This is a genomic window from Chachezhania sediminis (genome assembly GCF_009765275.1).
GTDB classification, from domain to species: domain Bacteria; phylum Pseudomonadota; class Alphaproteobacteria; order Rhodobacterales; family Rhodobacteraceae; genus Chachezhania; species Chachezhania sediminis.
In genome coordinates this window covers 751318-776370 of record NZ_VOPH01000002.1, presented here as the reverse complement: position 1 = coordinate 776370, position 25053 = coordinate 751318, and the positions used below count along the sequence as shown (strand labels likewise).

Genomic DNA, 25053 nt, shown 5'->3' with positions numbered 1-25053 from the left:
CGACATCGGGCGGCGGGACGGCACCCGACACTGGCGATGGCACCAGACCATCCTGCACTGAAACGCGCCGATCCGGACACGGACAGAAGCTAAGGCCAACCGACCTCGACGTGAACAAAAGCAGCGGGCACGGAACGCAACGACAGGCGGACATCCCGTTGGAGCGACCCGCTTTCACGGTCCGCCGGGCCCGGAAAGCGCCGGCGCCGCCGCTTAACATTTGCCGGCCACAGGGCAGAGTGTCGGATGTCCCGGAGGCCCGGCCTTCGGGCGCACAACCTTGCCTGCCGGGGCCTGCCCGTGACCGATGCGAACGATCCGCCCGATAGAACGTCCGATGGAACGACGGCGCCGATCTGCCCGCTGTGCGACAGGCCGATCCCGTCCGACGTCCCGCAAAGCCTGCATCACCTGGTCCCGCGGCTGCGGGGCGGCAAGGGGGGCGAAACGGTGCTGCTGCACCATATCTGTCACCGGGAAATCCATGTCAGCCTGACCGAGAGCGAACTGGCGCGCAGCTTCAACACCATCGACGCGCTGAAAACGCATCCGCGGCTGGCAAAGTTCATCGCTTGGGACGGGAAACGCCCGCCGGGTTTTGTCTCGAAGGTGCCGGGACGGCGCAGAGCCCGACGCTAAGGTCCCGCCACCTCACCCTCTGCTGCAGAAACCTTGAAGCAGGACAGAGGCCCGGAGGGGCAACTGTGATCCCGGGACCGGAGGCCCGGGCCTTTCGCTATAATTCTGCAAATCGCAGCCCGGGAACGGCCGACCGCGACCCGGCCCCGTGGCCAGCTGCGATTTGCGATACTTCGCCTTCGCCCCCCGGTGCTGGACCCGAAGGTCAGGAGCACATTCGGGCAATGCCGGCTGCGACCTCGGCCGGGGCGGCCAGCGTGTCCGCGCACAGGGCGCGGGCGGTGGCCATCAGATCCTCCGGCGGGACGATCCGGTCGATCAGGCCGTAATCATAGGCCTCTTCCACCGTGATCTTCTGCCCGCCCATCAGGATCAGCTTGGCCCGTGCAGGCCCGATCAGGGCTATCATCCGCGCCGGATCCGATGGCTGCGGCAGGTAGCCCAGCTTCATGACGGGATAGAAGATCTTCGCCCCCGGCACGGCGATCCGGATGTCGCAGGCCAGCGCCATGCCATTCGCCCCGCCTGCCAGCGTGCCGTTCAGCGCCGCGATCTTCAGCGCCGGCAGGCGCGCCAGTGCGCCCGACAGACGTTCCCAGAGATCCGATACCGCAAGGCCCGCCTTCGCCTCTTCCAGATCGGCCCCGGCGGAAAAGACCTTGCCCTGCCCGGTCAGGATCAGCGCCCGCGTAGCGCCAGCGCTTTCCGCGATCTCGACCAAGCGTTCCAACATGGGACGGGTCAGCGAATTGGCCTTGTCGGGCCGCGCCAGGGTGACGATCCACAAATCGCCTTCCTGCTTCAGATCGATCATGCCAGGCCCACCTTCTGGCGGATTTCCGGGTCCCGCAGCGAGATTTCCTGCCCCAGCCAGTCGTCGGCCCCGGCCCCGCACATCCACATCAGCGTGCGCGCCGGCCAGTCGGGCGGAATATGGTCCGTCCATTCCAGACGGCTGACCGGGTTGATGGCGGACGCCTTGATCTCGCGCTGCATTTCCGTGGCCACAGTGCCCGGCGACAGGCCGATGGCGCGGATCCCCTCGGGCCCGTATTCGGCGTCCAGCATCCGGGTCAGCATCGCGGCGCCAGCCTTCGAAGAACAGTAATGGCTCCAGGCCTCGATCGGATTATGGGCCGCGCCGGAGCTGATGGTCAGCACGGTGCCGCCGCCCGCCTTCAGCATCACCGGCAGCGCCGCGCGCATGCCGTAGAAGACGCCCTTCAGGTTGATGTCGATGGCCTGGCCCCAGCCTTCGGGATCGGCCTCGGCCATGCGGGAAATCGGCGCGATCACCCCGGCATTGTTGATCAGGATGTCGAGCCCCCCGAACCGGTCGACACAGGTGCCCACGGCCGCGGCCAGGTCGTCGTACTTGCTGACGTCGCACAGCTGGATCACGGCCCGGCCCGCGGCGCCGTCGATGCGGGCGCGAACCTCCTGCAGGGCGTCGTCGCTGCGGGCCGCCATCACGACATTGGCCCCGGCCCGGGCGAAAAGTTCGGCCGCCGAGGCGCCGATGCCCCGGCTGGCCCCGGTGATCAGCACGGTCTTGCCGTCGAATGTCCCAGTCACGCTCAAGTTACAAATCCTTCTCGCCGCTCCGCTTTCACACGTGGTACTGTCCCGGCCGACGCCGGTCCAGTCCTTGGAGCCGAAGCCGTGAAAAGTGGGGGTAAGCTGCCCTTGACGCCCGCGGCACGACACCGGACGATGCGGCCAACCAAGACCAGAAAGGTGCACGCATGACATTTCCCATTGCACGGATCGCCGGCGCCTCGGCGGCGCTGATGCTGCTGGCCCAAAGCGCCGCAGCCGATCTGACGCCGACCGATGTCTGGGCCGACTTCCGCGCCCAGATGGAAGGCCAGGGATATACCGTGGCCGCGACCGAGGATCTGTCGGGCGACGTGCTGACGATCTCGAACCTGAAGATGTCCGTGACCCAGGGCCGCGAGACGGTCACCCTGTCGACCGGCGACCTGTCGTTGACCTTCATGGGACACGACGACGGTTCGGTCACCGTGGGCATGCCCGACAGTTTCCCAATCACGACCCAGGTCGGCGACAGCACCGATGACGACGTCAACGTGGTCATGGACATCACCCAAAGCGGCCATGCCATGACCGTGACCGGCAATCCCGGCGACATGACCTATGACTACACCGCCGACGCGGTGGGCATGGAGGTCGGCCTGCAGCAGGCCGCCGAGGTCTCTGGCGGTGAGCGGACCGTCGCGACGGACACGACCGTATTGATTGGCCTGGACGATGTCGTGTTAAAATCCGCGGTCAAGGTCGACACGGTACGCAGCGTGCAACAGCAGATGACCGCGTCCGGCATGCGCTACACGTTGGACACCACCGCCACTGCAGAAGACCAGGCCCATGTGACCGTGGAAGGCGCAGTCGCCGAAATGGTCGCCGACAGCAACTATGACCTGCCGCTGGACAAGGCCGCGCTGGATCCGGAAGATTCCCGCAGCTACTTCAATGCCGGGCTGGCCCTTGGCAGCACCGTGACCTTCGGTGAAAACGGCATGACCGTGGAAGGCGCGGCCGACGGCGGCACCTTCGCTCTTCACACCTTCGCCACCGGCGGGACCTATTCCATATCCATGGACGGCGATGCCATCAGCTTCGACACCGGGACCGAGGACGTGAAGCTGTCGCTGAACGCCAGCCAGCTGCCCTTCCCCGTCGAACTGACGACGGATTCGCTGAGCGCGGGTTTGACCATGCCCCTGGGCGCGACCAAGGAACCGCAGGACTTTGGCCTGAAACTGGGCCTGACCGACTTCACCATGTCCGACACGATCTGGTCGATCCTGGATCCCGGCAGCGTCCTGCCCCGCGACCCGGCGACCCTGTCGCTGGACCTGACGGGCAAGGCCACGCTTCTGACCGACCTGATGGCCCCCGACCTGGCCGAAACGCTGGACGAAGAGCCGCCCGCGCAGCTTGACTCCGTCTCGCTGAATTCCTTCCTGATCAAGGCGATCGGCGCACAGCTGAAGGGCAACGGTTCGGCGACCTTCGACAATACCGACACCACCACTTTCGAAGGTTATCCCCGCCCCACCGGCAAGATGAGCCTGGAGCTGAAGGGCGGCAACGCGCTTCTGGATTCGCTGGTGAAGATGGGGCTCGTGACCAGCGAACAGTCGATGGCCGCGCGGATGATGATGGGCCTTTTCGGTGTGCCGGGCGGCGACGATACCCTGACCTCGACGCTGGAGATCAACCGGCTGGGCGAGATCCTGGCCAACGGCCAGCGGATCCAGTGACCGCGGATTTTTCCGCGACAGGGTCGCCTCGCCGGGGCGGCCCTTTTTCGTGCCTGCCCCTTGCCTGACGGGTCCTGCAAGGCTAGGTCCGGTCAACCTGCAAGGGCCCGTTGGGAACGCTCATGACCGATCACCCCCGTTCGCTTGATACCATTGCCGCCATGCTTCTGGACGCCGCCCGCGCCGCCGGTGCGGATGCCGCCGACGCGATGGTGCTGCGCGGCAGCTCGATTTCCATCGAGGTCAGGGGCCAGGCGCTGGAGATGGCGGAACGGTCCGAGGCCGCCGATCTGGGCCTGCGGGTCTTCGTGGGCAAGCGGCAGGCGGTGGTTTCGGCCTCGGGCACCTCGGCCACGGCCGACGACCGGCTGCCGGACCTGGCCGCCAGCGCGGTGGCCATGGCCCGTGCGGCACCCGAAGACATCTATGCAGGCATCGCCGATCCCGACCAGCTTTCCACCCGACGCAACGACGCCGGGCTGGACCTGGACGACGGGGCAGAGATGCCGTCGCCCGACGCCCTGCGCGACGCCGCCTTCGCGGCCGAAGCGGCGGCCCTGTCCGTCCCCGGCGTGACCCAGTCCGACAGCGCGCACGCCGCCGCCGGCCGGTACGAGGTCGTGCTGGCCGCATCGAACGGTTTCCTGGGCGGATATACCCGCACCAGCCACGCCCTGTCCGCCACCGCGATTGCCGGCACCGGGACGGGCATGGAACGCGATGGCGACGGCGATGGCCGCGCGCACCGGGTCGACCTGCGCTCGCCCGAGGAAATCGGCCGCAGCGCCGGTGAACGCGCCGTTTCGCTTCTGGGCGCGCGCCAGCCCAAGACCGGGACCTATCCCGTGCTCTTCGACGAACGCATCGCATCGTCGCTGATCGGCCACCTGCTGAGCGCCGCCAACGGCGCCGCCGTGGCCCGGGGCTCGACCTGGCTGGCCGACAAGCTGGACGAACAGGTCCTGCCGGAGGCGTTTTCCATCGTGGAAGACCCGCACCGGCCGCGCATATCGGGCTCTCGCCCCTTCGATGCCGAAGGGCTGCCGACCGTCAAACGGACCATCGTCGACAAGGGCGTGCTGACCGGCTGGACGCTGGATCTGGCCAGCGCACGCAAGCTGGGAATGCAGTCCACCGGCAATGCCGCGCGCTCGACCTCGGGCACGCCGTCGCCCGCGAACTGGAACGTCGCAATGACGCAGGGCGCGCAAAGCCGCGCGGATCTGCTGGCGGACATGGGCACCGGGCTTCTTGTGACGTCCATGATCGGCAGTACCATCAACCCGAATACCGGGGACTATTCCCGTGGTGCTTCGGGGTTCTGGGTGGAAAACGGGCAGATTGCCTATCCGGTCAACGAATGTACCCTGGCGGGGAACCTGAAGGACATGCTGCTGCGGATCGTGCCGGCCAACGATGCGCGGACCTGGCTGTCGCGGGTCGTGCCGTCCATCCTGATCGACGGGATGACCATTGCCGGGCAGTGACATAGACCTTCTGATCGACGCCGCGGCCGAGGCGGGCAAGGTCGCCCTGCGCGTGCCGGGCCGCCTGGCGAAGGCGTGGGAAAAGGCCGACAATGCCGGCCTGGTGACGGAAATCGACCTTGCGGTCGACAAGCTTCTGGCCGAAATCCTTCGCCCCGCCCGCCCCGATTACGGTTGGCTGTCGGAAGAGACCGAGGACGACCCCGTCCGGCTGCAGCACGAAAAGGTCTTCATCGTCGATCCCATCGACGGGACCCGGGCCTTTGCCGACGGGTCCGGCACCTGGGCCCATGCGCTGGCGGTGGCGGAACGGGGCGTGGTGACGGCAGCGGTGGTCTATCTGCCCCAGAAGGGCAAGCTTTATTCCGCGGCGGCGGGGCGCGGCGCCTATCTGAACGGCCAGCCGATCCGCCCGTCCGACCGGCAGGAGCTGGAGCAGGCCGATATCCTGGCCGCCCGCCCGGCGCTGCAGGCACAGCACTGGCAATCGGGGCTGGCGCCCAAGTTCAACCGGGTCTACCGGCCGTCGCTGGCCTATCGCATGGCGGCTGTGGCGCAGGGGCGTTTCGACGGGATGATCACCTTCCGGCCCAGCTGGGAATGGGACGTCGCCGCCGGAGAGCTGATCCTGCGAGAGGCCGGCGCCCGGGTGACGGACAAGACCGGCGGCGCACTGCGGTTCAACAATCCGCACCCGACGGTGAACGGTATCATGGCCGGTGGCGCCGCGGTCCACGATCAGATTGCCAGGCTGGTAGCCGGGGGCAGTGCTTAGGGCGCCGTTGCCAGCCCGGCGGGACGCCAGCGTTACAGCAAGAAGGGTATCGGCCGACCCGCGGGAAGGGCGCAAAGCGGCTTCTCCGGGACGGGTCGACCGCGACCCGGTCCGCGGCCGGGTGGGACGTAAATACGAGCCCGACACCGATTATGACCCCACCCATCCCAGCGGTTGATGCGACCGGGCGGCGCCTTGACCCCGGGACCGGGCCGACTACCTTGAAGACGCACTTTTCGTTGACCGTCGTTACCGTTACCCCTTGTCGCAACCGAAAAGGATGCCACCCATGACGCAACGCCTTCACCTCGTCTTCGGGGGCGAACTGATCGACCCTTCCAAGACCACGTTCAAGAACCCCGACGACATCCACATCGTCGGCATGTTCCCGTCCTACCAGACCGCCTACGAGGCCTGGAAGGCCGAGGCGCAGAAGACCGTCGACAACGCTCACATGCGCTATTTCATCGCCCACATCCATCGCCTGCGGGACGAGGAGCGCGAGGCGTCGGCCACCGAGGAGCTCCACTGATCTCAAGCCTTTCCAGCACCGGTCCCTTGACCAATGGGACCCAGGTCACGGCGGACCGTCCTCGCCCCGAAGGGGCCGAGGTCCTGTGGATGCACGCAACCTCGACCGAACGGGCCGCCGCCCTGGCCGAGATCGCGCTGCGCTGCAAGGCGCAGCGCCCGGACCTGTTCGCCCTGCTGACGCTTGCCGGGGACGTGGCACCCCCCGCGCAGGTCCGGCGCACCGGCATCGACCGGATGGAACGGCTGACCGCCGAGGCCGGGACCGCCCGCCAGTTCCTGGCGGACTGGGCGCCGGACATCTGCCTCTGGGCCGGACTGCCGCTGCTGCCGACCCTGCTCCACAAGGCCGCGGCGACCGGCATGCCGATGATCCTGGTCGACGTCACGCGCGAGGAAACCGCCACGCTGCGCGGCGTCTGGCGCGGCAGCCCACGGGGGGCTCTGGGGCTGTTCGACCCGATCTTTGCCCCCGGCACGGCGGATGCCGAGGCGCTGCGGCGCATCCTGCGTCATCCCGACCGGGTAGAAGTCACGGCCCCCCTGGCCGCGGGCGTCACCCCTCCGGCCTGCCTCGATTCCGATTTCGACAAGGTCTCGCGCCAGCTGGCCGGCCGGCCGCTGTGGCTGACCGCCTGGACCGAGCCGTCGGAGTTCGAGACCATCGTCGCCGCCCAGCGCGCCATCGTGCGGCTGTCACACCGGCTGCTTCTGGTGGCCCATGTCGCGCAGCCCGAAACCGCGGATGCTATGATCGAGACGATAACCGCCGCGGGACTGCGCGCCGCGGCCTGGCAACCGGGCGCGGCGATCGAGGACAACATGCAGGCACTGGTCTGCGATTACGAGGAAGACCTGGGGCTATGGTATCGCGCGGCGCCGGTGACCTTCGTCGCCGGGTCGCTGACCACCCGGCGCGGCGGGCACTGTCCGCTGGCGGCCGCGGCGCTGGGATCGGCGGTGCTGCACGGCCCCAACGTGCGCAACCATGCCGCCAGCTATGCCCGGCTGGACCGGGTCGGCGCCGCGCTGACAGTGCGAGGGGCCGAGGATCTGGCCGCCGCGGTCATCCGCCTGTCGGCGCCCGATCAGGCGGCCGCCATGGCGCTGGCCGGATGGACCATCGCCACCGAAGGCGCCGCCCTGTCGGACCGGATCGTCGACATCGTTCAGGCACGGCTCGATGCGCGCGCCTGAGTTCTGGAATACGGCGCCGGACCGTCCGGCCTGGCAGGCGCGCCTTCTGTCGCCCCTGGGCGCGCTTTATGCCCGCGGCACGGCACGGCGTCTGGCCGGGACCGAACCCGCCCAGGTGCCGGTCCCGGTGATCTGCGTCGGCAACCTGAATGCCGGCGGCACCGGCAAGACCCCCACTGCCATCTGGCTGATCGAGGCGCTGCGGAAACTCGGCCACCAGCCCCATGTCGTCTCGCGCGGGTATGGCGGGACCGAGGAAGGCCCCCTGCAGGTCGATCCATCGCGTCACGGCCCGACCCGGGTGGGCGACGAACCCCTGCTGCTGGCCAGCTTTGCCGAAGTCTGGGTGGCGCGCGACCGCGTCGCCGGGGCGCAGGCGGCGGCGCGGGCCGGGGCGACGGTCGTCGTGCTGGACGACGGGTTCCAGGACCCGTCCCTTGCCAAGGCCCTGTCGCTGGTCGTCGTCGATGCCGCCCGTGGATTCGGCAACGGTCGCTGCATTCCCGCCGGCCCCTTGCGGGAACCCGTGGCCACCGGGCTGACGCGGGCCGATGCGGTCCTGTCCATCGGTGGGGCCGATGCCCAGGCACAATTCGCAGACCAATGGGGCCCGTCCGTTACGATCCCCCACGTGACCGGGGAACTTCTGCCACTTCAGACCGGCATGGACTGGGCCGGCCTTCGTGTCGTGGCCTTTGCCGGCATCGGCCATCCGGGCAAGTTCTTCGCCACGCTCCGCGACCTGGGTGCCGATCTCGTGGCGACCCATGCGCTGGACGACCATCAGCCACTGGCCGCGGCCCTGCTGACGCGGCTGGAGGCGCAGGCCTTCGCCCTTGGCGCCCAGCTGGTCTGCACCGAAAAGGACGCCGCCCGCCTGCCCTCCAGCTGGCGCAGCCGGGTGATCACCCTGCCCGTCCGTCTGCAGGTGACACCCGCCGAACCGCTGCTGTCGTTGATCGAAGCCGCGGCCCCGGCCCCCTGAGCGGCCCTAAAGCCGCAACAGGAACCGCGGCCCGGCGCCATCGCGCCGCTCGAAGCCCAGTTTCGGATAGAAGGCCTGTGCCGCCAGGTTTTCCGGATGGGTGCCGACGGTCATGAAGGTGCAGCCCCGGTCCCGCGCCAGGGCGACGGACGCGCCGATCAGCGCCTGGCCGACACCCAGCCCACGGGCCTCTGCCTCGGTGAAGAGGTGATGCAGTTCCATCCCACGCGCGCCGAAGTGCAGGTACGCCGTCCCGAACAAGGCCGCATAGCCCATTGGCCGCCCGTCATGCCTGGCCAGCAGGACGACAAGCCAGGGATCCGCACCGAAGAGGTCGCGGTGCAGCGATGCCTCTGAAACTCCGGGCGTGTCGCCGTGATGTACGGCAAGCCGTTCGACCATCGCCAGAAGGTCGGGGATATCCGCCGGCAAGGCGGCACGAGTGTCGATCTGGGTCATTCCGAACGCTCCTCTGCGCCGCAGGGGGACGTTCGACCGGCGGCCACCCTGGGGCGGCACCATGTTGAAACAGGCATGACCGCGCTCAGCTGAGGCGGGCGTAATAGGTCCAGGTCTGAAGACGGGTCATGCACATGACCGCGAGAGGTGCCCGAAGGCCCCCGTGCGCGTCAAGCCCCTTCGCAACACGCGAAAGCCGAACGGTTGCCGCCGCAAGGGCATAGGCGTGCGGGGACACTGTCCTCGCAAAGGGCGGGGGCACGGGGGTGCAGCCCCCTGTGCCCCCGCTTTCAAGGGATCACCCGTCCTGCCCAAGCATGGGCGACGCGTGTTCCAGTTTCAGTTCAGCGTCCGAGAACCGGAAGGGCGAGCGCACGCCCGGAATCCCGTCCAGCTCGATCTGCATGCCGCGGGCCACGACCTGCGGGTCGGCCATGACCTCTTCCAGCTTGTTGATCGGCCCTGCCGGAACGCCCTGCGCCTCGCAGGCCGCCAGCAGTTCCGCCTTGCCCCATTTCGAGGTCGCCTCGGTCAGGATCCGCGTCAGTTCGTCCCTGTGCGCGATACGCTGGGGATTGTGGACGAAATCCGGGTGTTCGCCCAGCTCGTCCAGGCCCAGGATGTTGCACAGGCGTCGGTACTGGCCGTCATTGCCGGTGGCAATGATGATGTGCCCGTCGGCGCAGTCGAAGACCTGGTAGGGCGTCAGGTTCACGTGGGCATTGCCCATCATCCCCGGCGAAACGCCCGTGGTCAGGTAGTTCAGCGCCTGGTTCGCCGTCACGGCCACGCCGCAATCCAACAGCGCCATGTCGATGTGCTGGCCCTTGCCGGTGCGACCGCGCTGGATCACTGCCGCAAGGATCGCGCTGACGGAATAGACGCCGGTGAAGATATCCGTGATCGCCACGCCCGCTTTCTGCGGCTGCCCGCCCGGTTCGCCGGTCAGCGACATCAGCCCCGACATGCCCTGGATGATGAAGTCGTAACCTGCCCGGTGCGCATAGGGCCCGGTCTGCCCGAACCCGGTGATCGAGCAATAGATCAGCCGGGGATTGATCTGCGCCAGGCTTTCGTAATCCAGCCCGTATTTCTTCAGCCCGCCGACCTTGAAATTCTCAAGGAAGATGTCGGCATCCGCCACCATCTCGCGCACCTTGGCCTGGCCTTCGGGCGTCGAGAAATCGACGACGACCGATGCCTTCCCGCGGTTGGTGGAATGGTAATACGAGGCCGAGACATCGCCGTCGCGTTCCACGAAGGGCGGGCCCCACCGGCGGGTGTCGTCGCCTTCGGGGCTTTCCAGCTTGATCACCTCGGCGCCCAGATCCGACAGGGTCTGACCGGCCCAGGGGCCAGCCAGGATGCGGGCCATCTCGATGACCTTCAGTCCTTCAAGAGGTGCGCTCATTTCGCGGCAAGCTTTTCGTCCAGGACGACCTTCAGGTCGTCATAGGGCTGGTTCTCGACCATCTCGCCATCGATGATGAAGCTGGGCGTGCCGGTGATCCCGTCCTCGGTCGCGTTCTTCTGGTACCATTCGACCAGTGCCTGCGCCTTGGCGGCATCGTTCAGGCAGACGTCCAGCTGTTCGTCGGTCACGCCGGCGATCTTGCCGAATTTGCGCAGCTCGCCCACGATGGCGACCGGATCGCCCGCGCGGGTCCATTGCGCCTGGTTTTCATAGATCATGTCCGAGATGCCAAAGAACTTCTCGGGGCCGCCGCAGCGCGCGACCATGGCCGCCCAAAGGCCGAAACGGTCGAAATAGACATCGCGATAGACCAGCTTCACCTTCCCGGTGTCGACATAGTCCTTCTTCAGCTGCTTCAGCGGGCCGGTGTTGAAGGTCGCGCAGTGCGGGCAGGTGAACGAAGCATATTCGATCATCTCGACCGGCGCATCGGGATCGCCCAGCACCATCTCGACGATTTCCGGTGCCTGGGCATCCTGCGCGGCAGCATCCGTCGCCCAGCCGGCGGTCAGAACCCCCGCGGCCATCACGGCCACGGCGCCAAGGAAGGTAGTCATGCGGGTCATCAACGGCCCCTTTCCGATTTTTCCGATTTCGATAGTACGCCCTGCCCCAGACGTTCAAGGGCCGCGCGCAACCCTTCGTCCCGGACCTGGGCCGTGACCTGTGCCGCCTTGCGCTCGACCTCGGGCGCGGGCGTGTCCGGCCCATCGGCCCCGGGGCCGGTGAAGGGCGTCTGCCCGTCGGCAAAGCCCGTCGGTGCCGTCTGGGTGATGCGGACCTTGGATATGGCGTTATAGCCATAGGCCGCGTTCACCCGTTCGCGCAGGCGGTCCTTCTGCATTTCCATGATCGGTGCCATGGATCCCGTCGTCAGCACTGTCAGCGTGGCGCCAAAGGCGTCGCGACCGTATTTCACGTCGACCGGCCGGGCGATCCTGGCGATGTCCGGGCCGGCAATCTCTTCCCAATGGGTCAGCACGCGCGAGACGGCGAAACCGCGCGTTTCGCCCGCCTTGCGGATCCGGTCGCCAAGAAGGGCGTCCGTGCGCTTGAATCCGCGGGTCGTCGATGACCTTGGCGGCATGGCTTACTCCCTGTAGGTCTGGCATATTCTAGGCCCGCCACCGGCGGGCGCCAGCGAATCCGACCCGGCGGAGCATAAAGATTGCGTGACGACCATACGACCCGTACCGCGCCCAAATCCGACCCCGCAGCCGACAGCGTGGCTGCACGGATGCTGGATTGGTACGATGTCCATGCGCGCAGTCTGCCATGGCGTGTGGCGCCCGCGGATCGTGCCGCCGGGGTGGTGCCCGCCCCCTATCGCGTCTGGCTGTCCGAGATCATGTTGCAGCAGACCACCGTCGCCGCCGTGAAGGACTATTTCCACCGCTTCACGACCCGCTGGCCCACGGTCCAGGCGCTGGCCATGGCCGAAGACGCCGACGTCATGGGCGAATGGGCAGGCCTTGGATACTATGCCCGGGCGCGGAACCTTCTGAAATGTGCCCGCGTGGTGACCGCCGACCTTGGCGGGGTCTTTCCGTCCGACCGCGAGTCCCTGCTGAAGCTGCCAGGCATCGGCCCCTATACCGCCGCCGCCGTCGGCGCCATCGCCTTCGACCGGGCCGAGGTCGTGGTCGACGGCAATGTCGAACGCGTCATGGCGCGGCTGCACGATGTCGAAACGCCCCTCCCCGCCGCGAAGCCGGAATTGACCGCGCTTGCGGCCCGACACACGCCGGACAGGCGGCCCGGCGACTATGCCCAGGCGGTGATGGACCTGGGCGCCACGATCTGCACGCCGAAAAGCCCTGCCTGCGGGCTGTGCCCGCTGATCGCCGACTGCGACGGGCGCCGCGCCGGCACCGCGCCCGAGCTGCCGCGCAAGACGCCCAAGGCGGCCAAGCCGGTGCGGCAGGGCACCGTCTACCTGGCCCGGCGTCGGGGCGACGGCGCTTGGCTGCTGGAACGGCGTCCTGATCGCGGTCTGCTGGGCGGCATGCTGGGCTGGCCCGGCACCGACTGGACCGAAACGCAGCCACCCGCCCTGCCCCCTGCGGTTGCCGACTGGCACGTCTTGCCGGGAGAGGTGCGCCACACCTTCACCCATTTTCACCTGATCCTGACGCTTCGGGTCACAATGCTGGACGGGACAGAGCCGCTGACCGCCGGACGGTTCATGCCGGCGGAGGCCTTCCGCCCGTCGGACCTTCCGACCGTGATGCGCAAGGCCTTCGACCTGGCGCGGACCCATCCGGTCTTGGGCGGTCCCTAGGTGCAGCCTGTATTCGGCAACAAAAACCCCGGGACCCAGTCGATGATCCCTGCCCCCGTCCTTCGAAGCTGGCGCCATGCGCTGCCGTTCTGGATCAGTTTCCTGCTGGTCCCCTTGATGTGGTACGGCGCGGTTCGGGGCGGCTGGGCGCTCTTCCTGATGCCGCTGGCCACCTGGTGGCTGTTCGCCGCCATCGACCGGGTGCTGGGGCTGAACACGGAAAACGCCGATCCGCTGACGCCGGACACCGACCTTGGCCATTATCGCCTTCTGACCATGCTCTGGGTGCCTGTCCAGTTCGTGACGCTTTTCGCGCTGATCTGGTACGTGACCCATACCGACCACCTGTCCACGGCGGGCAAGTGCATGGCCTTTTTCGGCATGGGGATCCTGTCGGGCACCATCGGCATCAACTATGCACACGAGTTGATGCACCAGAAGCCGCGCGCCGAACGGTTCCTGGGCGATCTGCTGTGCGCAATGGTGCTCTATTCCCATTTCCGGTCGGAACACCTGCTGGTCCATCACAGCTATGTCGGAACGCCAAGGGATTCCGTGACGGCCCGCTATAACGAAGGCTTCCACCGTTTCTTCCCCCGTGTCCTGATCGGCAGCTTCCGGTCCGCCGTCCGGGCCGAAACCGCCAGGCTGGCCCGCGCCGGCCTGCCCGCCGCGCATCCCCGGAACCCCTTCTGGCGCTATGCTGCGCTTCAGGCAGCAATGCTGGCGCTGGCTTTCGCGCTGGGGGGGTGGGCGGGGCTGGGGCTTTTCGTCTTGCAGGCCTGGGTCGCCATCTGGCAACTGGAGCTGATCAATTACATCGAACATTACGGCCTGACGCGGAAACACCTGGGCGAAGGGCGCTATGAACATGTCCGGCCCCGGCATTCCTGGAATGCCAGCCACAGGGCGTCGAACTGGCTGCTGATCAACCTGCAGCGCCATTCGGATCACCACTACAAACCCGATCGTCGGTTCCCGCTGCTGCAGCACCACGATGTCGATGCGGCGCCGCAGCTGCCCTATGCCTATCCGCTGATGGGCATCATCGCGATGATCCCGCCGCTGTGGCGCCGGATGATGAACCCACGCGTCCGCGACTGGCGCCGGCGGTATTACCCGGAAATCACCGACTGGACCCCCTACAAGACCCAGGACCTGCCGATGCCGCGCTGATCCCCGTCACGGGCGGAGAGGGGGGCCGGCTGCCCCAGGCAGGATGCCGGGCCGGGCGGTGGGCCCCCCGATGGACCCACGACGGGCGCTTTGCCCAGCCAGGTCACGACAGAAGCGGTCCGATCAGATCGCCCAGACCCGGACGGGGCGGTCCAGGCCGCGGATCTCTTGCGGGCCGCAGTCGCACAGCGCCGCGACCGCGCCATCGCCATCGGCCTCGCTCAGCGCCTGGGCCCGCAGGTTGTCACTGACGGCGATGCGCACGTTCAGCTGACGCGTCAGCTTCTCCAGCCGGCTGGCGACGTTGACCGTGTTGCCGATCACCGCGAATTCCAGCCGGTTGGCGCCGATATCGCCCAGGACCACCGGGCCATAGTCCACACCGACGCTGGCCCGGATCGGCACCTCGCCCAGACGCGCGCGTTCGGCATTCCAGGCGTCCGTCACTCGGATCATCGCCTCGGCGCAGGCCAGGGCCGAACAGGCATCCCTGGGGCCGGCGACCGGCGTTCCGAAGGTCGCCATCAGCCCGTCGCCCAGATACTTGTCCAGGGTCCCGCCATGGCGGAAGACTTCCGTCTCCATCCGGACCAGGAAAGCGCGCAGCGTGCCGATGACCTCTTCCGGGTGCCGGGCGGCGGCGAAGGTGGAAAAGCCCACGATGTCGACGAACAGAACGCCCACATTGTGGGTCTGGATCCGCTTCAGCGGCTCGTCGCTGTGACTCAGTTCCTCCACCACGTTGGGCGAGAAATAGCGCGACAGGTTCGCCCTTTCCCGTTCCAGCGCGGCGCTGCCCATCAGCAGGTTGTTGTAGCGCCGCATGGTCAGGGCCAGGATGAAGGCGACGATCATGAAGACCACCACCTCCTGCGCACGCAGCTCGATGTCCACGCTGTTGGGGTCCAGGATCTCCAGCACCAGCGGATGATCGATAAAGGCATCGGCCGCGCGGGCGGTCAGTTCCGGGAAGACCGCGCCCCATTTCCAGACCGCCAGGACCCCCAACGCCCACAGGCCCGCGGTCCAGGCCCCGATGGCGAACAGCGTGCGCCAGGAATAAGCCAGGGTCGCCGCTGCCAGGATCACGAAGAAATAGACAAAGTTGCCAAAGCGGAAGTTCATCGCCGTCGGCCAGGGCTCCTGCAACAACGGATTCGTCACCGCCACCGTGGCGGTCATCAGCAGAAGGTCGATGAAGATCAGCGCCAGCTCTGCCCGCGACCGGCCCACGCGCCCCACCCGCCACTGCAACCAGCCGTTCAGGGCCAGCAGCGCCAGTATGCCCTCGTAGAACAACATCTCCCAGCGGAAGTTCAGGAAGGGCAGCATCACCGCGATCACGGCCAGCGCGACGAAACGCGCCCGGATCGCCAGTTCCATGCCTTCCCTCTTGTGCCGTTCCAGCGCCGCCTCGGTATGGGCATTGGCACGGATCTCGGCCGCGTCGGGGCGTTCGGTCCGCAGGAACCTGAACAGTGGAAATGCAGGCCTCGATGCGTCGGTCATGTCCCCTCCCGTCCGGTCCCTGCGCCCGGCGATCCTACGCCCGAAGGCGCCGCGATCAAAGCCGCGGCGCCCGGGACATTTCGCACATGGGAATGTTAATACGATTCACATCTGCGGCGGAAGCGCGCAGGCTGTCCAAGGCCCGAAGGTGAAGGCCGGTCAGGCCCCCATTTCGTCCCGGATCTGCTGGCGGAAGTAATCGATGGGCACCATCGTGTTTTCCTTGCGGATGCACCAGTAGGTCCAGCCGTTGCAGCTGGGCGCGCCTTCGAAATGCGCGCCAACCTGGTGGATCGATCCGGTCATGGAACCGCCGACCAGCGTCCCGTCCGCGCGCACCTTGGCGCTGTGGCGGCCGTTCATGCTGTAAAGCTGTTCGCCCGGGCGCAGCATGCCGCGTTCGACCAGCTGGCCGAAAGGCACCCGCGGGGCCGCCCGTTTCGAGGTCGAGACCTCCAGCGCCGACTTGTCCAGCCGCCGGACCCGGTCGATCCGCTTGGCGGCCAGGTCGGCATAGCGGTCCTCGCGCTCGATCCCGATATAGTCGCGGCCCAGCATCTTGGCGACGGCGCCAGTGGTGCCGGTGCCGAAGAACGGATCCAGCACCACATCGCCCGGATTGGTCGTGCCGATCAGGACGCGGTGCAGCAGGCTTTCGGGCTTTTGCGTGGGGTGGGCCTTGTCGCCATTGCCGTCCTTCAGGCGCTCGTGCCCCGTGCACAGCGGCAGCACCCAGTCGGACCGCATCTGCACGCCTTCGTTTAGCGACTTCAGCGCCTCGTAGTTGAAGGTGTACTTCGCGCCCTCGTCGCGGCTGGCCCAGATCATCGTCTCGTGCGCGTTGGTCAGGCGCTTGCCGCGGAAATTCGGCATCGGGTTCGACTTGCGCCAGACCACGTCGTTCAGGATCCAGTAGCCGGCATCCTGCAGCGCGGCGCCGACGCGGAAGATGTTGTGGTAGGACCCGATCACCCACAGCGCGCCGTTCGGCTTCAACAGGCGCCGCGCTGCGGCCAGCCATTCGCGGCTGAACTTGTCATAGGCCTCGAAGCTGGCGAAGCGGTCCCATTCGTCGTTGACGGCATCGACCAGCGAGTTGTCGGGACGGTGCAGTTCCGACTTCAGCTGCAGGTTATAGGGCGGATCGGCAAAGATCAGATCCACGGACCCGGCCGGCAGCCGGTTCATCTGTTCGATACAATCACCCCGAAGGATGGTGTTACGCGGCACGTCAGTCGTGCCGCCTTCGGGGGTGACCCCGGGCGCAATCTTGTTTTTCATAATCTCTGCCTCGAACCCGGTGTGGTGGTGCGTTTTTGCACTCGTATGGGTCCCGCAGAGAATGATTCATAACCGATTCGGCGTCAATTTCTTTTTGAATCAAGGGTTTAAGAATTTGCCTTGGTACAAGATGTTGTGTACCGGGCGAAAGGAGCGTCTATGATGCCGGGTGACCCCCAGATCTAGCAGTGCCGCCTTGTGTTCACGCGTGGGATAGCCTGCATTGCGCTCCCACCCATAGCCCGGGCATTCTTCGGCCAGCTCTGCCATGATGCGGTCGCGGGCGATCTTGGCCACGATCGACGCTGCGGCGATCGACAGCGACCGCGCATCGCCCCTGACCACCGCCTGCACCGGGTGACCCATGCCCTGGGGCACCATGGCGCCGTCGACCAGGATGGCCTGCGGCCGTTCGGTCAGCCCGTCCACCGCGCGCACCATGGCCAGGTGGCTGGCGCGCAGGATGTTCAGGCGGTCGATCTCTTCCACCGTGGCATGGGCGATGGAAATCTCGGCGCAGGCGGCCAGTTCCTCGGCCAGGCGGACGCGGGCCTTCAGGCTCAGCTTCTTGGAATCGTTCAGCCCTTCGGGAACGTGGTCGATGTCGAGCACCACGGCCGCTGCGGTGACCGGCCCGGCCAGGGGACCGCGGCCGACCTCGTCCACACCTGCGATGCGGGTCAGGCCCTCGGCGCGAAAGGCCGCCTCGAAGCGGTCGTCGGGCATGGGACGCGGGGGACGGGCGATGACTTTGGGCGGGCGCGGCATGGTCCCAATGAACCGATCCGGGGACGGGGCGGCAAGGCGAATTTCACCGCCGCCCCGATGGACGCCTTACCGGCCGTGAGAGCGGTGGCCGTCCCACCGCCTGCCCTGGCCTTCATGCTTGTCGCCGGGCTTGAAGGCCTTGCGGTCGATATAGCCATGGTGCGGACCGGGCTTCCCCGGGTGACGGTCGTACGGGAAGCCCTTCCAGTCCTTTTGCACGGGCACCGGAACACGGCGAAAGATGTTCTTCGTCACGGGCTGCACGTACTGCACTTGCGGGGCCGGGCGGATCACGGTCCGGGGCCAGCGGTGCGCCCAGCCATGACGGTACGGGGCAGGCCTCCAGACCGGCGGAGGCGGCGGCGGAGCCGGACGGTAGACAACCACCGGCCTTGCCGGTTTCACGGGTACGATCACCGGCGGGGGTCGGTCGTTGGTGGCATTGGCAATCGCGGTGCCCAGGACGGCCAGCGCCGCGAACCCGGCCAGGGCGCCCAGCACCTGTTCGTTGCTCTGCGCGCGAACCGGCGGGGCGGTCAGGGTCGAAACCGCCAGGGCCAGGCCCAGCGCCGGCGCGATGAGGCGTTTGATCATGTCGATAGCTTCCTTCGGATCGGGACCGGCGCGCAGGACCATCTGCGGGCACCGGCCGGGTTCGGGGGAAGGTCCGGCGCCGCACCCGCAGAGAGGGCCGGCGAACAGGACCTGCCCCGACCCTCGATCCGGCCCGGCGGGACAGGCAATGTCGGCCCCCCGTCATGGGATAACAGCCGGGTGCAGGGGGCCTTGTTATTGAATTTCAAACCTCGTCCGCGCAGGGTGCGGCCATGACATCGCCCCGCGCCCTTCTGCTGATCCTGGCCTTTCTGGTCCCCGCCTTGGCCCTTGCCGCCCCCGCGGCGGCGGACCAGTGCTATGCCGATTACAAGGCCAAGAAGGACGCGCCCCTGCGCCTGCAATATGGCGTGATGGAATTGCAGGGCCCCTGCCGGCGCGGCCCCGCGCAGGAGGAGGTCGCCCGCCGGCTGGTCGCCCATGGCTGGATCCTGCTGAACGTCGTCTCCATCTTCGGACCCGAAGGACTGGATCAGAGGAAAGCCGATGCCGGAAACTTCTTTCTCCGTTTCTGAGGCGCGCCGGTCGGGCACGCTGTTCGCAGGGATCGGCATTGCGGCCATCGTGCTGGTGCTGGCCGCGGGCGCGCTGGTCTTGTTTCTGACCCTGCCCGATGCCAATGCCTTCAACGCCCGCGTCGAGCGCCTGTTCACCCAGTCGGACGGGCTGACCACGCCCACCGACATACAGCTCCTGGAAATCCTGGCCCAGTCCGGCACCGCCTTTTCCGAAACGCTGGCCGGATACCGGGTGGTGATCTATGTCCTGCTGGTCTTTGCCAGCGCCATGCTGATCGCGGCCTTCGTCTTCCTGTTCATGCTGGTCATGATGAACCGCCGCCTGGCCCAGATCGAACGGACCGGGATCCAGGTCAGTTCCCTGCTGATCAGCAGGGAGGAAAACGCCGTCTACCTGAACAACCTGGAATTCAAGCTGACCCAGGCCGCCATGGAAACCCTGTCGGTCCTGGCCGAGGCGCGGATGGACGACGACGTCCTGTCGGGCGCCGAGATCGAGGCGATGGTATCGGGCAAGGACGCCGCAGATTGCGACGAAGCCGCCGGCGCCACCCGAATCAAGCGCCTGCGGGACACCCTGGGCAACCAGATGGTGACCGAACTTCTGGTCCGGACCGTCGCGCGCAAGAGATACATGCTTGCGATTGACAAGACCGTGATCCGGATGATCTGAGCTTTTTTGCAGATATCCGTGCGTCAGCGGCGGCCTGCCGTCTGAAAAACGCACATCTTTGTCAACAAATGAGCTATTGGTATAGTCCACACCCACCCCTATTTAGGGGGGAACGCTGCAATGCAGCGTAATGACGGTTCAAGTTGAAAGCACTATCCCCATGAATGCGCAGGTTCAGTTCCCGACCCCGGGATACGAAATCGATGTCGAGCCCCTGTCTGGTCGGGTGACCGCGTATCGCGGCGACGTGGTCCTGGCGTCGACGACGCGCGCGCGCGTGCTTTACGAAACCCGCTGCGAACCCGTCATCTATTTCCCGATCGAGGACCTGGCCGGCAAGGTCGACTGCGCACCCGACAGGCGCAGCTATTGCCCGTTCAAGGGCAGCGCGATCTGCGGCCAGATGGAGGTCGGGGGAGAGACGATTCCCCAGGCCGTCTGGCGCTATGACCTGCCGCTGCCCGACACCAGCGACATCGACGGCTATGTCGCCTTCGTGCCGGGCGTCGTCACGCGCATGGACCTGGGCCACAACATCATCCGCCAGCGCAGCGACACCCACATGTCCGGCCCCCTGGTCGACTGGCTGGTGCGCGACGCCGGCCGCATCGACACGCCCGAAGGACTGACTGCGGCGCTGGCCGACAAGCTGGCCGAAAACGGCGTGTCGCTGACGCGGATGTCGATCATGATCTGGTCGTTGCACCCGCTGATCGCGGGCAAGAACTATGTCTGGCGCAAGGGTGACGACGGGACCGGGTCGGTGTCGACCTATGCGCCGTCCTACGAAATCCACGACCATGCCGGTTTCGCCAACAGCCCGCTCCGCCATGTCTCGAACGGCATGGGCGGCGTACGGCAGCGGCTGACCGACACGGACACGGAAGACATGTTCCCGATCATGGCCGATCTGCGCGCGCTTGGCGGCACGGATTACGTCGCCATGCCGCTGAAGTTCTCGGACGGGCGGATCAACGTGCTGACGCTGACCTCGGACCATCCGAACGGTTTCACCACCGCCAGTCTGGGCCTGATCTTCGAATGCGCGCCGGCGATCAGCCGGTTCTACGAAGTGTTCATGCAGCGTGAAAACGCGCAGGCCCTGCTGGAAACCTACGTCGGCAAGCGGTCCGGCGCCCGCGTCCTGGGCGGCGAGATCCGCCGCGGCGACGGCGACGAGATCGACGCCGCGATCATGTTCGTCGACCTCCGGAACTCGACCCGGCTGGAATCCGAACTGGGCCGCAGCGACTATATCCGCCTGCTGAACGAGTTCTTCGAGACGGTGTCGGACGTGGTCCACGGCAATGGCGGCGAGGTGCTGAAATTCATCGGCGACGCCGTGCTGGCGGTGTTTCCGGCCGAAGGCGACTTTTCCGCGCGCGGTCAGGCGCTGGCCTCGGCCCGGCAGATCATCACCATGCTGGACAGCCTGCCCGCCGACGGCGAGGCCGCCAGCGAGGCCGCGATCGGCATCGCCTATGGCCGCGTGACCTATGGCAACGTGGGCTCTCGCGAGCGGCTGGACTTCACCGTGATCGGCGAGCCGGCGAACATCGCTGCGCGGCTTGCGGATTATGCCAAGGAAGCCGACTATCCGATCGTGGTCACGGCCGACGTGGTGCCGCCGAAGTCCAGCGAAGACATCCGGATGCTGGGCGCGCTGGAGCTGCACAACATCGCCCGTCCGGTGCCCGCCGCGGCTGTGACACCGCTGGGCGAACGTCCAGCCGTCGCGATGCCGCCGGTGCCCCTGGCCCTGCCCCACGGCCGTTACACGCCACGGGGCGTCCGCCACTAGGGGCGGTCTTCACGCCGTCAGGCGACCACCTCGGTCCGCTGCTCCCCCAGACCTTCGACCCGGGCGACCATCACGTCGCCCGGACGCAGGAACCGTGGCGGCTTCATGCCCAGCCCCACGCCCGACGGCGTGCCGGTGGCGATGATGTCGCCCGGCAGCAGGCGCATGAACTGGCTCATGTGGCTGATGATCCGGGCGACACCGAAGATCATGTCCGAGGTGTCCGAATCCTGCACCCGCTCGCCATTCAGGTCGAGCGACAGTTTCAGCGCCTGCGGGTCCGGCACCTCGTCCGCGGTGACGAACCAGGGCCCGATGGGCCCGAAGCCCGGCAGCGACTTGCCCTTGATCCACTGCCCGCCGCGGTCCATCTGGAAGGCCCGCTCCGACAGGTCGTTGACCACGCAATAGCCCGCAACCGTGGCCAGCGCGTCCTCTTCCGACACGTTGTCGACCTCGGTCCCGATGACGACGCCCAGCTCGACCTCCCAGTCGCCCTTCTTCGCCGCCTCCGGCAGGCGCAGCGGATCCTGCGGACCCGCAACGCAGGACGTCGCCTTGGAAAACAGGATCGGCTCGGCCGGCTCGGGCATCCCCGTCTCGGCCGCGTGCTTGGAGTAGTTCAGGCCCACGCAGTGGAAATTCGGCACCCAGGCCAGGCAGGGGCCAAGCCGGCCCGGCGAGCTCACGACCGGCAGGGCTTCGGGCGCCAGCGCCTTCAGCGCCGCCAGCCTGTGCAGGGCGACCGCAGTCCCGGCCAGCTCTGGCACGTGGGCCGACAGGTCCCGGATCGTGCCGTCCTTGGCCAGCATGCCCGTCCGTTCGCTGCCCTTTGGCCCATACCGCAATAGTTTCATCGCCTGTCCTCCTCCGGCCTGTGCCGCAAAGTCATGTCATGGGCCCGGGCCATCTACAACCGCGCCGCTCAGCCCCGCCCGATGAAGGGCATGTTGGTCGCCATCACCGTCAGGAACTGGACATTGGCCCCTTCCGGCAGCGACGCCATGTAAAGCACCGACCGCGCCACCTCGGCCACGTCCATCACCGCCTCGGCCTTGATGGACCCGTCGGCCTGCGGCATGCCGGTGACCATCTTCGCCGCCATCTCGGTCAAGGCATTGCCGATGTCGATCTGCCCGCAGGCGATGTTATAGGGCCGGCCGTCCAGCGACAGCGACCGGGTCAGCCCGGTGATCGCATGTTTCGACGCGGTGTAAGGCGCCGATCCCCACCGCGGCACATGAGCAGAGATGGAGCCGTTGTTGATGATCCGCCCGCCCTGCGGGTCCTGCGCCTTCATCGCCCGGAAAGCCGCCCGCGCGCACAGGAAACTGCCCGTCACGTTGATGTCGATGCAGGCCCGCCAGTCCGCCACCGGGATCTCGTCCACCGTGGCGCCCAGCGCGGAAATGCCTGCGTTGTTGAACAGTACGTCCAGCCGGCCCCAGGCTGCCACCGCCGTCCCAAAGGCCGCATCCACTGCCGCCTCGTCCGTCACGTCGCAGGGCAGGGCCAGCGCATTCGGCCAGGCGTCTGCCAGCTCCTCCAGCGGCTTCGCCGTCCGTCCGATCAGGCCCACGGCCCAGCCCTCGGCCAGGAACGCCTCGGCACAGGCCCGCCCGATCCCGCGCCCTGCCCCGGTAATGATGATCGTCTTCACGCCCACTCTCCCCTCGTCATTCCAGGACCATGGCCCCCGCTTCTTCGGTCTTCAAATACCCTCGGGGGAGTCGCGCCAAGGGCGCGGCGGGGGCAGAGCCCCCCCAACACCGTCAATGATTGTCCCGCGGCAGATCCTTCGCGACCTGCCGGTATGCCGTCGCCAGCTCCAGGCAGCCCCCGTCCGCCAGCTGCCCCACATGGGTGCGATAGATCTCCTGCCAGGGCGTCTGGTTCCGGATCTCGGGTGCAGTCCATTCGGCCTTCCGCCGCTCCCATTCCTCCGGATCGACCAGGGCGTCCAGCCGCGACGCGTTCAGGTCCAGCCGCACCCGGTCCCCGGTCCGAAGGTAGGCCAGCCCGCCGCCGACAACCGATTCCGGCGAGGCGTTCAGGATCGAAGGGCTTTCCGACGTTCCCGACTGCCGTCCGTCGCCCACCGTCGGCAGGTGGCTGACCCCCTGCCTGATCAATGCATCGGGCGGCTGCATGTTCACCACCTCGGCCGACCCCGGATAGCCAACGCAGCCCACACCGCGGATGAACAGCATCGCGTGTTCGTCGATGCCAAGAGCGGGATCGTTGATCCGGTCGTGGTAATCCTCGGGCCCCTCGAAGACGAAGGCGGTCGCTTCGTGCACGCCTTCCTTTCCCGGCTCCGACAGGAAACGGTCCCGGAACTCCTCGGAAATCACGGCGGTCTTCATCAACGCGGAATCGAACAGGTTCCCCGACAGCACCTTGAACCCGGCCCTGGTCCGCATCGGCGCGCCATAGGCCTTGATCACCTCGCCATCCGCGCCTTCGACCCCGGCCAGATCCTCGGCGAGCGTCTTGCCGGTTGCCGTCCGCGCCTCGCCCTTCAGCCGCCCGGCGGCCATCAGCTCGGCCATCACCGCAGGCACGCCGCCCGCGCGAAAGAAACTCTCGCCCAGATATTCGCCCGCCGGCTGGACATTGACCATCAGCGGCACGTCGTAACCGACCGTCTCCCAGTCCTTCACGTCCAGCTCCACCCCCGCGTGGCGGGCGATGGCCTGCAGGTGCGGCGGGGCATTGGTCGACCCGCCGATGGCGGAATTGACGACGATGGCATTCTCGAAAGCCGCGCGCGTCAGGATGTCGGACGGCTTCAGATCCTCCAGCACCATGCCCACGATCCGCCTGCCGGTCTCGTAGGCCATGGCCATCCGCTCGCGGAACGGCGCCGGGATCGCGGCATTGCCGGGCAGGGTCATGCCCAGCGCTTCGGCCATCGCGTTCATGGTCGATGCCGTACCCATCGTGTTGCAATGCCCCAGCGACGGGGCCGAGGCACAGACCCGCTCCATGAACTCGTCATAGTCGATGGCGCCTTCCGACAGAAGCCGCCGGCTTTCCCAGACGATCGTGCCCGAACCCGCGCGCTTGCCCTTCCACCAGCCATCCAGCATCGGCCCGCCGTTCAGCGCGATGGCCGGCAGGTCGGCCGTGGCCGCGCCCATCAGCATCGCCGGCGTGGTCTTGTCGCAGCCGGTGGTCAGCACGACTCCGTCGATCGGATAGCCATGCAACACTTCGACCAGCCCCAGATAGGCCAGGTTACGGTCCAGTGCGGCCGTCGGGCGTTTCGAGGTCTCCTGGATCGGATGCACCGGAAACTCGATGGGAATGCCGCCCGCATCCCGGATGCCCGCCTTGATCCGGTCCATCAGGAAGACATGGATCTTGTTGCAGGGCGCAAGGTCGGACCCGGTGTTGGCGATCCCGATCATGGGCTTGTCACCCTGAAGCTCTTCCCGCGTAAAGGCCTGGTTCAGATAGCGCTCCACATAGATCGCCGTCATGCCCGGATTGTTCGGGTTATCCAGCCATTCCTGCGACCGGAATCGCTTGTGCGCACGGGTATCCGACATCGCCACCTCCCAAGAGACTTGTCCTTTTCCTCGGCGCACCATG

The 25053-nt window shown here is 67.1% G+C and carries 25 protein-coding genes; 12 read left to right on the top strand and 13 right to left on the bottom strand.

All coding sequences use genetic code 11. From position 1 onward, the window contains the following. Positions 1-300 precede the first annotated feature (300 nt). Positions 301-639, top strand: a complete 339-nt coding sequence (locus tag FQK05_RS08625) for an HNH endonuclease family protein (RefSeq protein WP_158966048.1) — start codon at positions 301-303, stop codon at positions 637-639. Between the two features lie 205 nt (positions 640-844). Here FQK05_RS08625 and FQK05_RS08620 read toward each other — a convergent pair whose 3' ends face one another. Further along, positions 845-1453: an enoyl-CoA hydratase/isomerase family protein gene (locus FQK05_RS08620; protein ID WP_158965692.1), complete on the bottom strand. Its 609-nt coding sequence runs from the start codon at positions 1451-1453 to the stop codon at positions 845-847. Then, positions 1450-2220: an SDR family oxidoreductase gene (locus tag FQK05_RS08615; protein ID WP_233270423.1), complete on the bottom strand. Its 771-nt coding sequence runs from the start codon at positions 2218-2220 to the stop codon at positions 1450-1452. Before FQK05_RS08615 ends, FQK05_RS08620 begins: the two co-directional genes overlap by 4 nt. Before the next feature lie 164 nt (positions 2221-2384). Between FQK05_RS08615 and FQK05_RS08610 the strand changes: the two genes are divergently transcribed. The 6 genes from FQK05_RS08610 to lpxK all read left to right on the top strand — a co-directional run bounded on the left by FQK05_RS08610 (position 2385) and on the right by lpxK (position 8901). Further along, on the top strand, positions 2385-3926 hold the full coding sequence (locus FQK05_RS08610) for a DUF2125 domain-containing protein (protein ID WP_158965688.1): 1542 nt from the start codon (positions 2385-2387) through the stop codon (positions 3924-3926). 122 nt (positions 3927-4048) lie between these two features. Next, entirely contained in the window at positions 4049-5413 is a 1365-nt protein-coding gene (locus FQK05_RS08605) for a TldD/PmbA family protein (protein WP_158965686.1), read from the top strand. Next, on the top strand, positions 5400-6188 hold the full coding sequence (locus FQK05_RS08600; RefSeq protein ID WP_158965685.1) for an inositol monophosphatase family protein: 789 nt from the start codon (positions 5400-5402) through the stop codon (positions 6186-6188). The genes FQK05_RS08605 and FQK05_RS08600 overlap by 14 nt, the downstream gene beginning before the upstream one ends. Before the next feature lie 289 nt (positions 6189-6477). Then, entirely contained in the window at positions 6478-6720 is a 243-nt protein-coding gene (locus tag FQK05_RS08595) for a DUF4170 domain-containing protein (protein WP_158965683.1), read from the top strand. 26 nt (positions 6721-6746) lie between these two features. Then, positions 6747-7916, top strand: coding sequence for a 3-deoxy-D-manno-octulosonic acid transferase (locus FQK05_RS08590; RefSeq protein WP_158965681.1), 1170 nt, complete (start codon positions 6747-6749; stop codon positions 7914-7916). Beyond that, positions 7903-8901: a tetraacyldisaccharide 4'-kinase gene (lpxK, locus tag FQK05_RS08585; RefSeq protein ID WP_158965679.1), complete on the top strand. Its 999-nt coding sequence runs from the start codon at positions 7903-7905 to the stop codon at positions 8899-8901. The genes FQK05_RS08590 and lpxK overlap by 14 nt, the downstream gene beginning before the upstream one ends. Before the next feature lie 6 nt (positions 8902-8907). Here lpxK and FQK05_RS08580 read toward each other — a convergent pair whose 3' ends face one another. From FQK05_RS08580 to FQK05_RS08565, 4 genes are all read right to left on the bottom strand, one after another. Next, positions 8908-9360, bottom strand: coding sequence for a GNAT family N-acetyltransferase (locus tag FQK05_RS08580; protein WP_158965677.1), 453 nt, complete (start codon positions 9358-9360; stop codon positions 8908-8910). A gap of 298 nt (positions 9361-9658) precedes the next feature. Next, positions 9659-10771: a CaiB/BaiF CoA transferase family protein gene (locus tag FQK05_RS08575; protein WP_158965675.1), complete on the bottom strand. Its 1113-nt coding sequence runs from the start codon at positions 10769-10771 to the stop codon at positions 9659-9661. Then, on the bottom strand, positions 10768-11400 hold the full coding sequence (locus FQK05_RS08570; RefSeq protein ID WP_158965673.1) for a DsbA family protein: 633 nt from the start codon (positions 11398-11400) through the stop codon (positions 10768-10770). Before FQK05_RS08570 ends, FQK05_RS08575 begins: the two co-directional genes overlap by 4 nt. Then, positions 11400-11921 (bottom strand): DUF721 domain-containing protein, encoded by a 522-nt coding sequence (locus FQK05_RS08565; RefSeq protein WP_158965671.1) that lies wholly within the window; start codon positions 11919-11921, stop codon positions 11400-11402. The genes FQK05_RS08570 and FQK05_RS08565 overlap by 1 nt, the downstream gene beginning before the upstream one ends. 150 nt (positions 11922-12071) lie before the next feature. Here FQK05_RS08565 and FQK05_RS08560 point away from each other — a divergent pair, with 150 nt between their 5' ends. Continuing rightward, positions 12072-13115, top strand: coding sequence for an A/G-specific adenine glycosylase (locus FQK05_RS08560; RefSeq protein ID WP_158966046.1), 1044 nt, complete (start codon positions 12072-12074; stop codon positions 13113-13115). Between the two features lie 42 nt (positions 13116-13157). Beyond that, positions 13158-14291, top strand: coding sequence for an alkane 1-monooxygenase (locus FQK05_RS08555; RefSeq protein ID WP_158965669.1), 1134 nt, complete (start codon positions 13158-13160; stop codon positions 14289-14291). Positions 14292-14414: 123 nt separating this feature from the next. On the opposite strand, the gene FQK05_RS08550 is transcribed toward FQK05_RS08555, so the two are convergent. The 4 genes from FQK05_RS08550 to FQK05_RS08535 form a co-directional block, all read right to left on the bottom strand. Beyond that, complete coding sequence (locus tag FQK05_RS08550) at positions 14415-15800, bottom strand: adenylate/guanylate cyclase domain-containing protein (RefSeq protein WP_158965667.1); 1386 nt, start codon at positions 15798-15800, stop codon at positions 14415-14417. 159 nt (positions 15801-15959) lie between these two features. Beyond that, on the bottom strand, positions 15960-17081 hold the full coding sequence (locus FQK05_RS08545) for a site-specific DNA-methyltransferase (protein WP_158965665.1): 1122 nt from the start codon (positions 17079-17081) through the stop codon (positions 15960-15962). A 99-nt stretch (positions 17082-17180) separates the two neighbouring features. Further along, entirely contained in the window at positions 17181-17807 is a 627-nt protein-coding gene (locus tag FQK05_RS08540; protein ID WP_158965663.1) for a ribonuclease HII, read from the bottom strand. A gap of 108 nt (positions 17808-17915) precedes the next feature. After that, complete coding sequence (locus tag FQK05_RS08535) at positions 17916-18443, bottom strand: hypothetical protein (RefSeq protein ID WP_158965661.1); 528 nt, start codon at positions 18441-18443, stop codon at positions 17916-17918. A gap of 233 nt (positions 18444-18676) precedes the next feature. Here FQK05_RS08535 and FQK05_RS08530 point away from each other — a divergent pair, with 233 nt between their 5' ends. The 3 genes from FQK05_RS08530 to FQK05_RS08520 all read left to right on the top strand — a co-directional run bounded on the left by FQK05_RS08530 (position 18677) and on the right by FQK05_RS08520 (position 21456). Continuing rightward, positions 18677-18979, top strand: a complete 303-nt coding sequence (locus FQK05_RS08530) for a hypothetical protein (protein WP_158965659.1) — start codon at positions 18677-18679, stop codon at positions 18977-18979. Continuing rightward, a complete protein-coding gene (locus tag FQK05_RS08525) occupies positions 18951-19655 on the top strand; it encodes a winged helix-turn-helix domain-containing protein (RefSeq protein WP_158965657.1) in 705 nt (234 codons plus the stop codon). Before FQK05_RS08530 ends, FQK05_RS08525 begins: the two co-directional genes overlap by 29 nt. Before the next feature lie 160 nt (positions 19656-19815). Then, positions 19816-21456 carry a DUF427 domain-containing protein gene (locus FQK05_RS08520; RefSeq protein ID WP_158965655.1) on the top strand — a complete coding sequence of 547 codons (1641 nt, stop codon included), beginning with the start codon at positions 19816-19818 and terminating at the stop codon, positions 21454-21456. A 17-nt stretch (positions 21457-21473) separates the two neighbouring features. Here the strand turns inward: FQK05_RS08520 and FQK05_RS08515 are convergent, their stop codons facing one another. The 3 genes from FQK05_RS08515 to FQK05_RS08505 all read right to left on the bottom strand — a co-directional run bounded on the left by FQK05_RS08515 (position 21474) and on the right by FQK05_RS08505 (position 25010). After that, on the bottom strand, positions 21474-22313 hold the full coding sequence (locus FQK05_RS08515) for a fumarylacetoacetate hydrolase family protein (RefSeq protein ID WP_158965653.1): 840 nt from the start codon (positions 22311-22313) through the stop codon (positions 21474-21476). Between the two features lie 68 nt (positions 22314-22381). Next, the gene (locus FQK05_RS08510; protein ID WP_158965651.1) at positions 22382-23116 is read right to left on the bottom strand and encodes an SDR family oxidoreductase; all 735 of its coding nucleotides are present in this window, start codon (positions 23114-23116) and stop codon (positions 22382-22384) included. Between the two features lie 112 nt (positions 23117-23228). Further along, positions 23229-25010 carry an IlvD/Edd family dehydratase gene (locus FQK05_RS08505; RefSeq protein WP_158965649.1) on the bottom strand — a complete coding sequence of 594 codons (1782 nt, stop codon included), beginning with the start codon at positions 25008-25010 and terminating at the stop codon, positions 23229-23231. Positions 25011-25053 lie beyond the last annotated feature (43 nt).

Coding starts and splice junctions, on each gene's coding strand:
- FQK05_RS08555 (WP_158965669.1), top strand. CDS start 13,158: ATGATCCCTGCCCCCGTCCTTCGAAGCTGGCGCCATGCGCTGCCGTTC.
- FQK05_RS08570 (WP_158965673.1), bottom strand. CDS start 11,400: ATGACCCGCATGACTACCTTCCTTGGCGCCGTGGCCGTGATGGCCGCG.
- FQK05_RS08545 (WP_158965665.1), bottom strand. CDS start 17,081: ATGAAAAACAAGATTGCGCCCGGGGTCACCCCCGAAGGCGGCACGACT.
- FQK05_RS08620 (WP_158965692.1), bottom strand. CDS start 1,453: ATGATCGATCTGAAGCAGGAAGGCGATTTGTGGATCGTCACCCTGGCG.
- FQK05_RS08610 (WP_158965688.1), top strand. CDS start 2,385: ATGACATTTCCCATTGCACGGATCGCCGGCGCCTCGGCGGCGCTGATG.
- FQK05_RS08530 (WP_158965659.1), top strand. CDS start 18,677: ATGACATCGCCCCGCGCCCTTCTGCTGATCCTGGCCTTTCTGGTCCCC.
- FQK05_RS08535 (WP_158965661.1), bottom strand. CDS start 18,443: ATGATCAAACGCCTCATCGCGCCGGCGCTGGGCCTGGCCCTGGCGGTT.
- FQK05_RS08580 (WP_158965677.1), bottom strand. CDS start 9,360: ATGACCCAGATCGACACTCGTGCCGCCTTGCCGGCGGATATCCCCGAC.
- FQK05_RS08605 (WP_158965686.1), top strand. CDS start 4,049: ATGACCGATCACCCCCGTTCGCTTGATACCATTGCCGCCATGCTTCTG.
- FQK05_RS08525 (WP_158965657.1), top strand. CDS start 18,951: ATGCCGGAAACTTCTTTCTCCGTTTCTGAGGCGCGCCGGTCGGGCACG.
- FQK05_RS08560 (WP_158966046.1), top strand. CDS start 12,072: ATGCTGGATTGGTACGATGTCCATGCGCGCAGTCTGCCATGGCGTGTG.
- FQK05_RS08540 (WP_158965663.1), bottom strand. CDS start 17,807: ATGCCCGACGACCGCTTCGAGGCGGCCTTTCGCGCCGAGGGCCTGACC.
- FQK05_RS08575 (WP_158965675.1), bottom strand. CDS start 10,771: ATGAGCGCACCTCTTGAAGGACTGAAGGTCATCGAGATGGCCCGCATC.
- FQK05_RS08515 (WP_158965653.1), bottom strand. CDS start 22,313: ATGAAACTATTGCGGTATGGGCCAAAGGGCAGCGAACGGACGGGCATG.
- FQK05_RS08565 (WP_158965671.1), bottom strand. CDS start 11,921: ATGCCGCCAAGGTCATCGACGACCCGCGGATTCAAGCGCACGGACGCC.
- lpxK (WP_158965679.1), top strand. CDS start 7,903: ATGCGCGCGCCTGAGTTCTGGAATACGGCGCCGGACCGTCCGGCCTGG.
- FQK05_RS08520 (WP_158965655.1), top strand. CDS start 19,816: ATGAATGCGCAGGTTCAGTTCCCGACCCCGGGATACGAAATCGATGTC.
- FQK05_RS08595 (WP_158965683.1), top strand. CDS start 6,478: ATGACGCAACGCCTTCACCTCGTCTTCGGGGGCGAACTGATCGACCCT.
- FQK05_RS08550 (WP_158965667.1), bottom strand. CDS start 15,800: ATGACCGACGCATCGAGGCCTGCATTTCCACTGTTCAGGTTCCTGCGG.
- FQK05_RS08505 (WP_158965649.1), bottom strand. CDS start 25,010: ATGTCGGATACCCGTGCGCACAAGCGATTCCGGTCGCAGGAATGGCTG.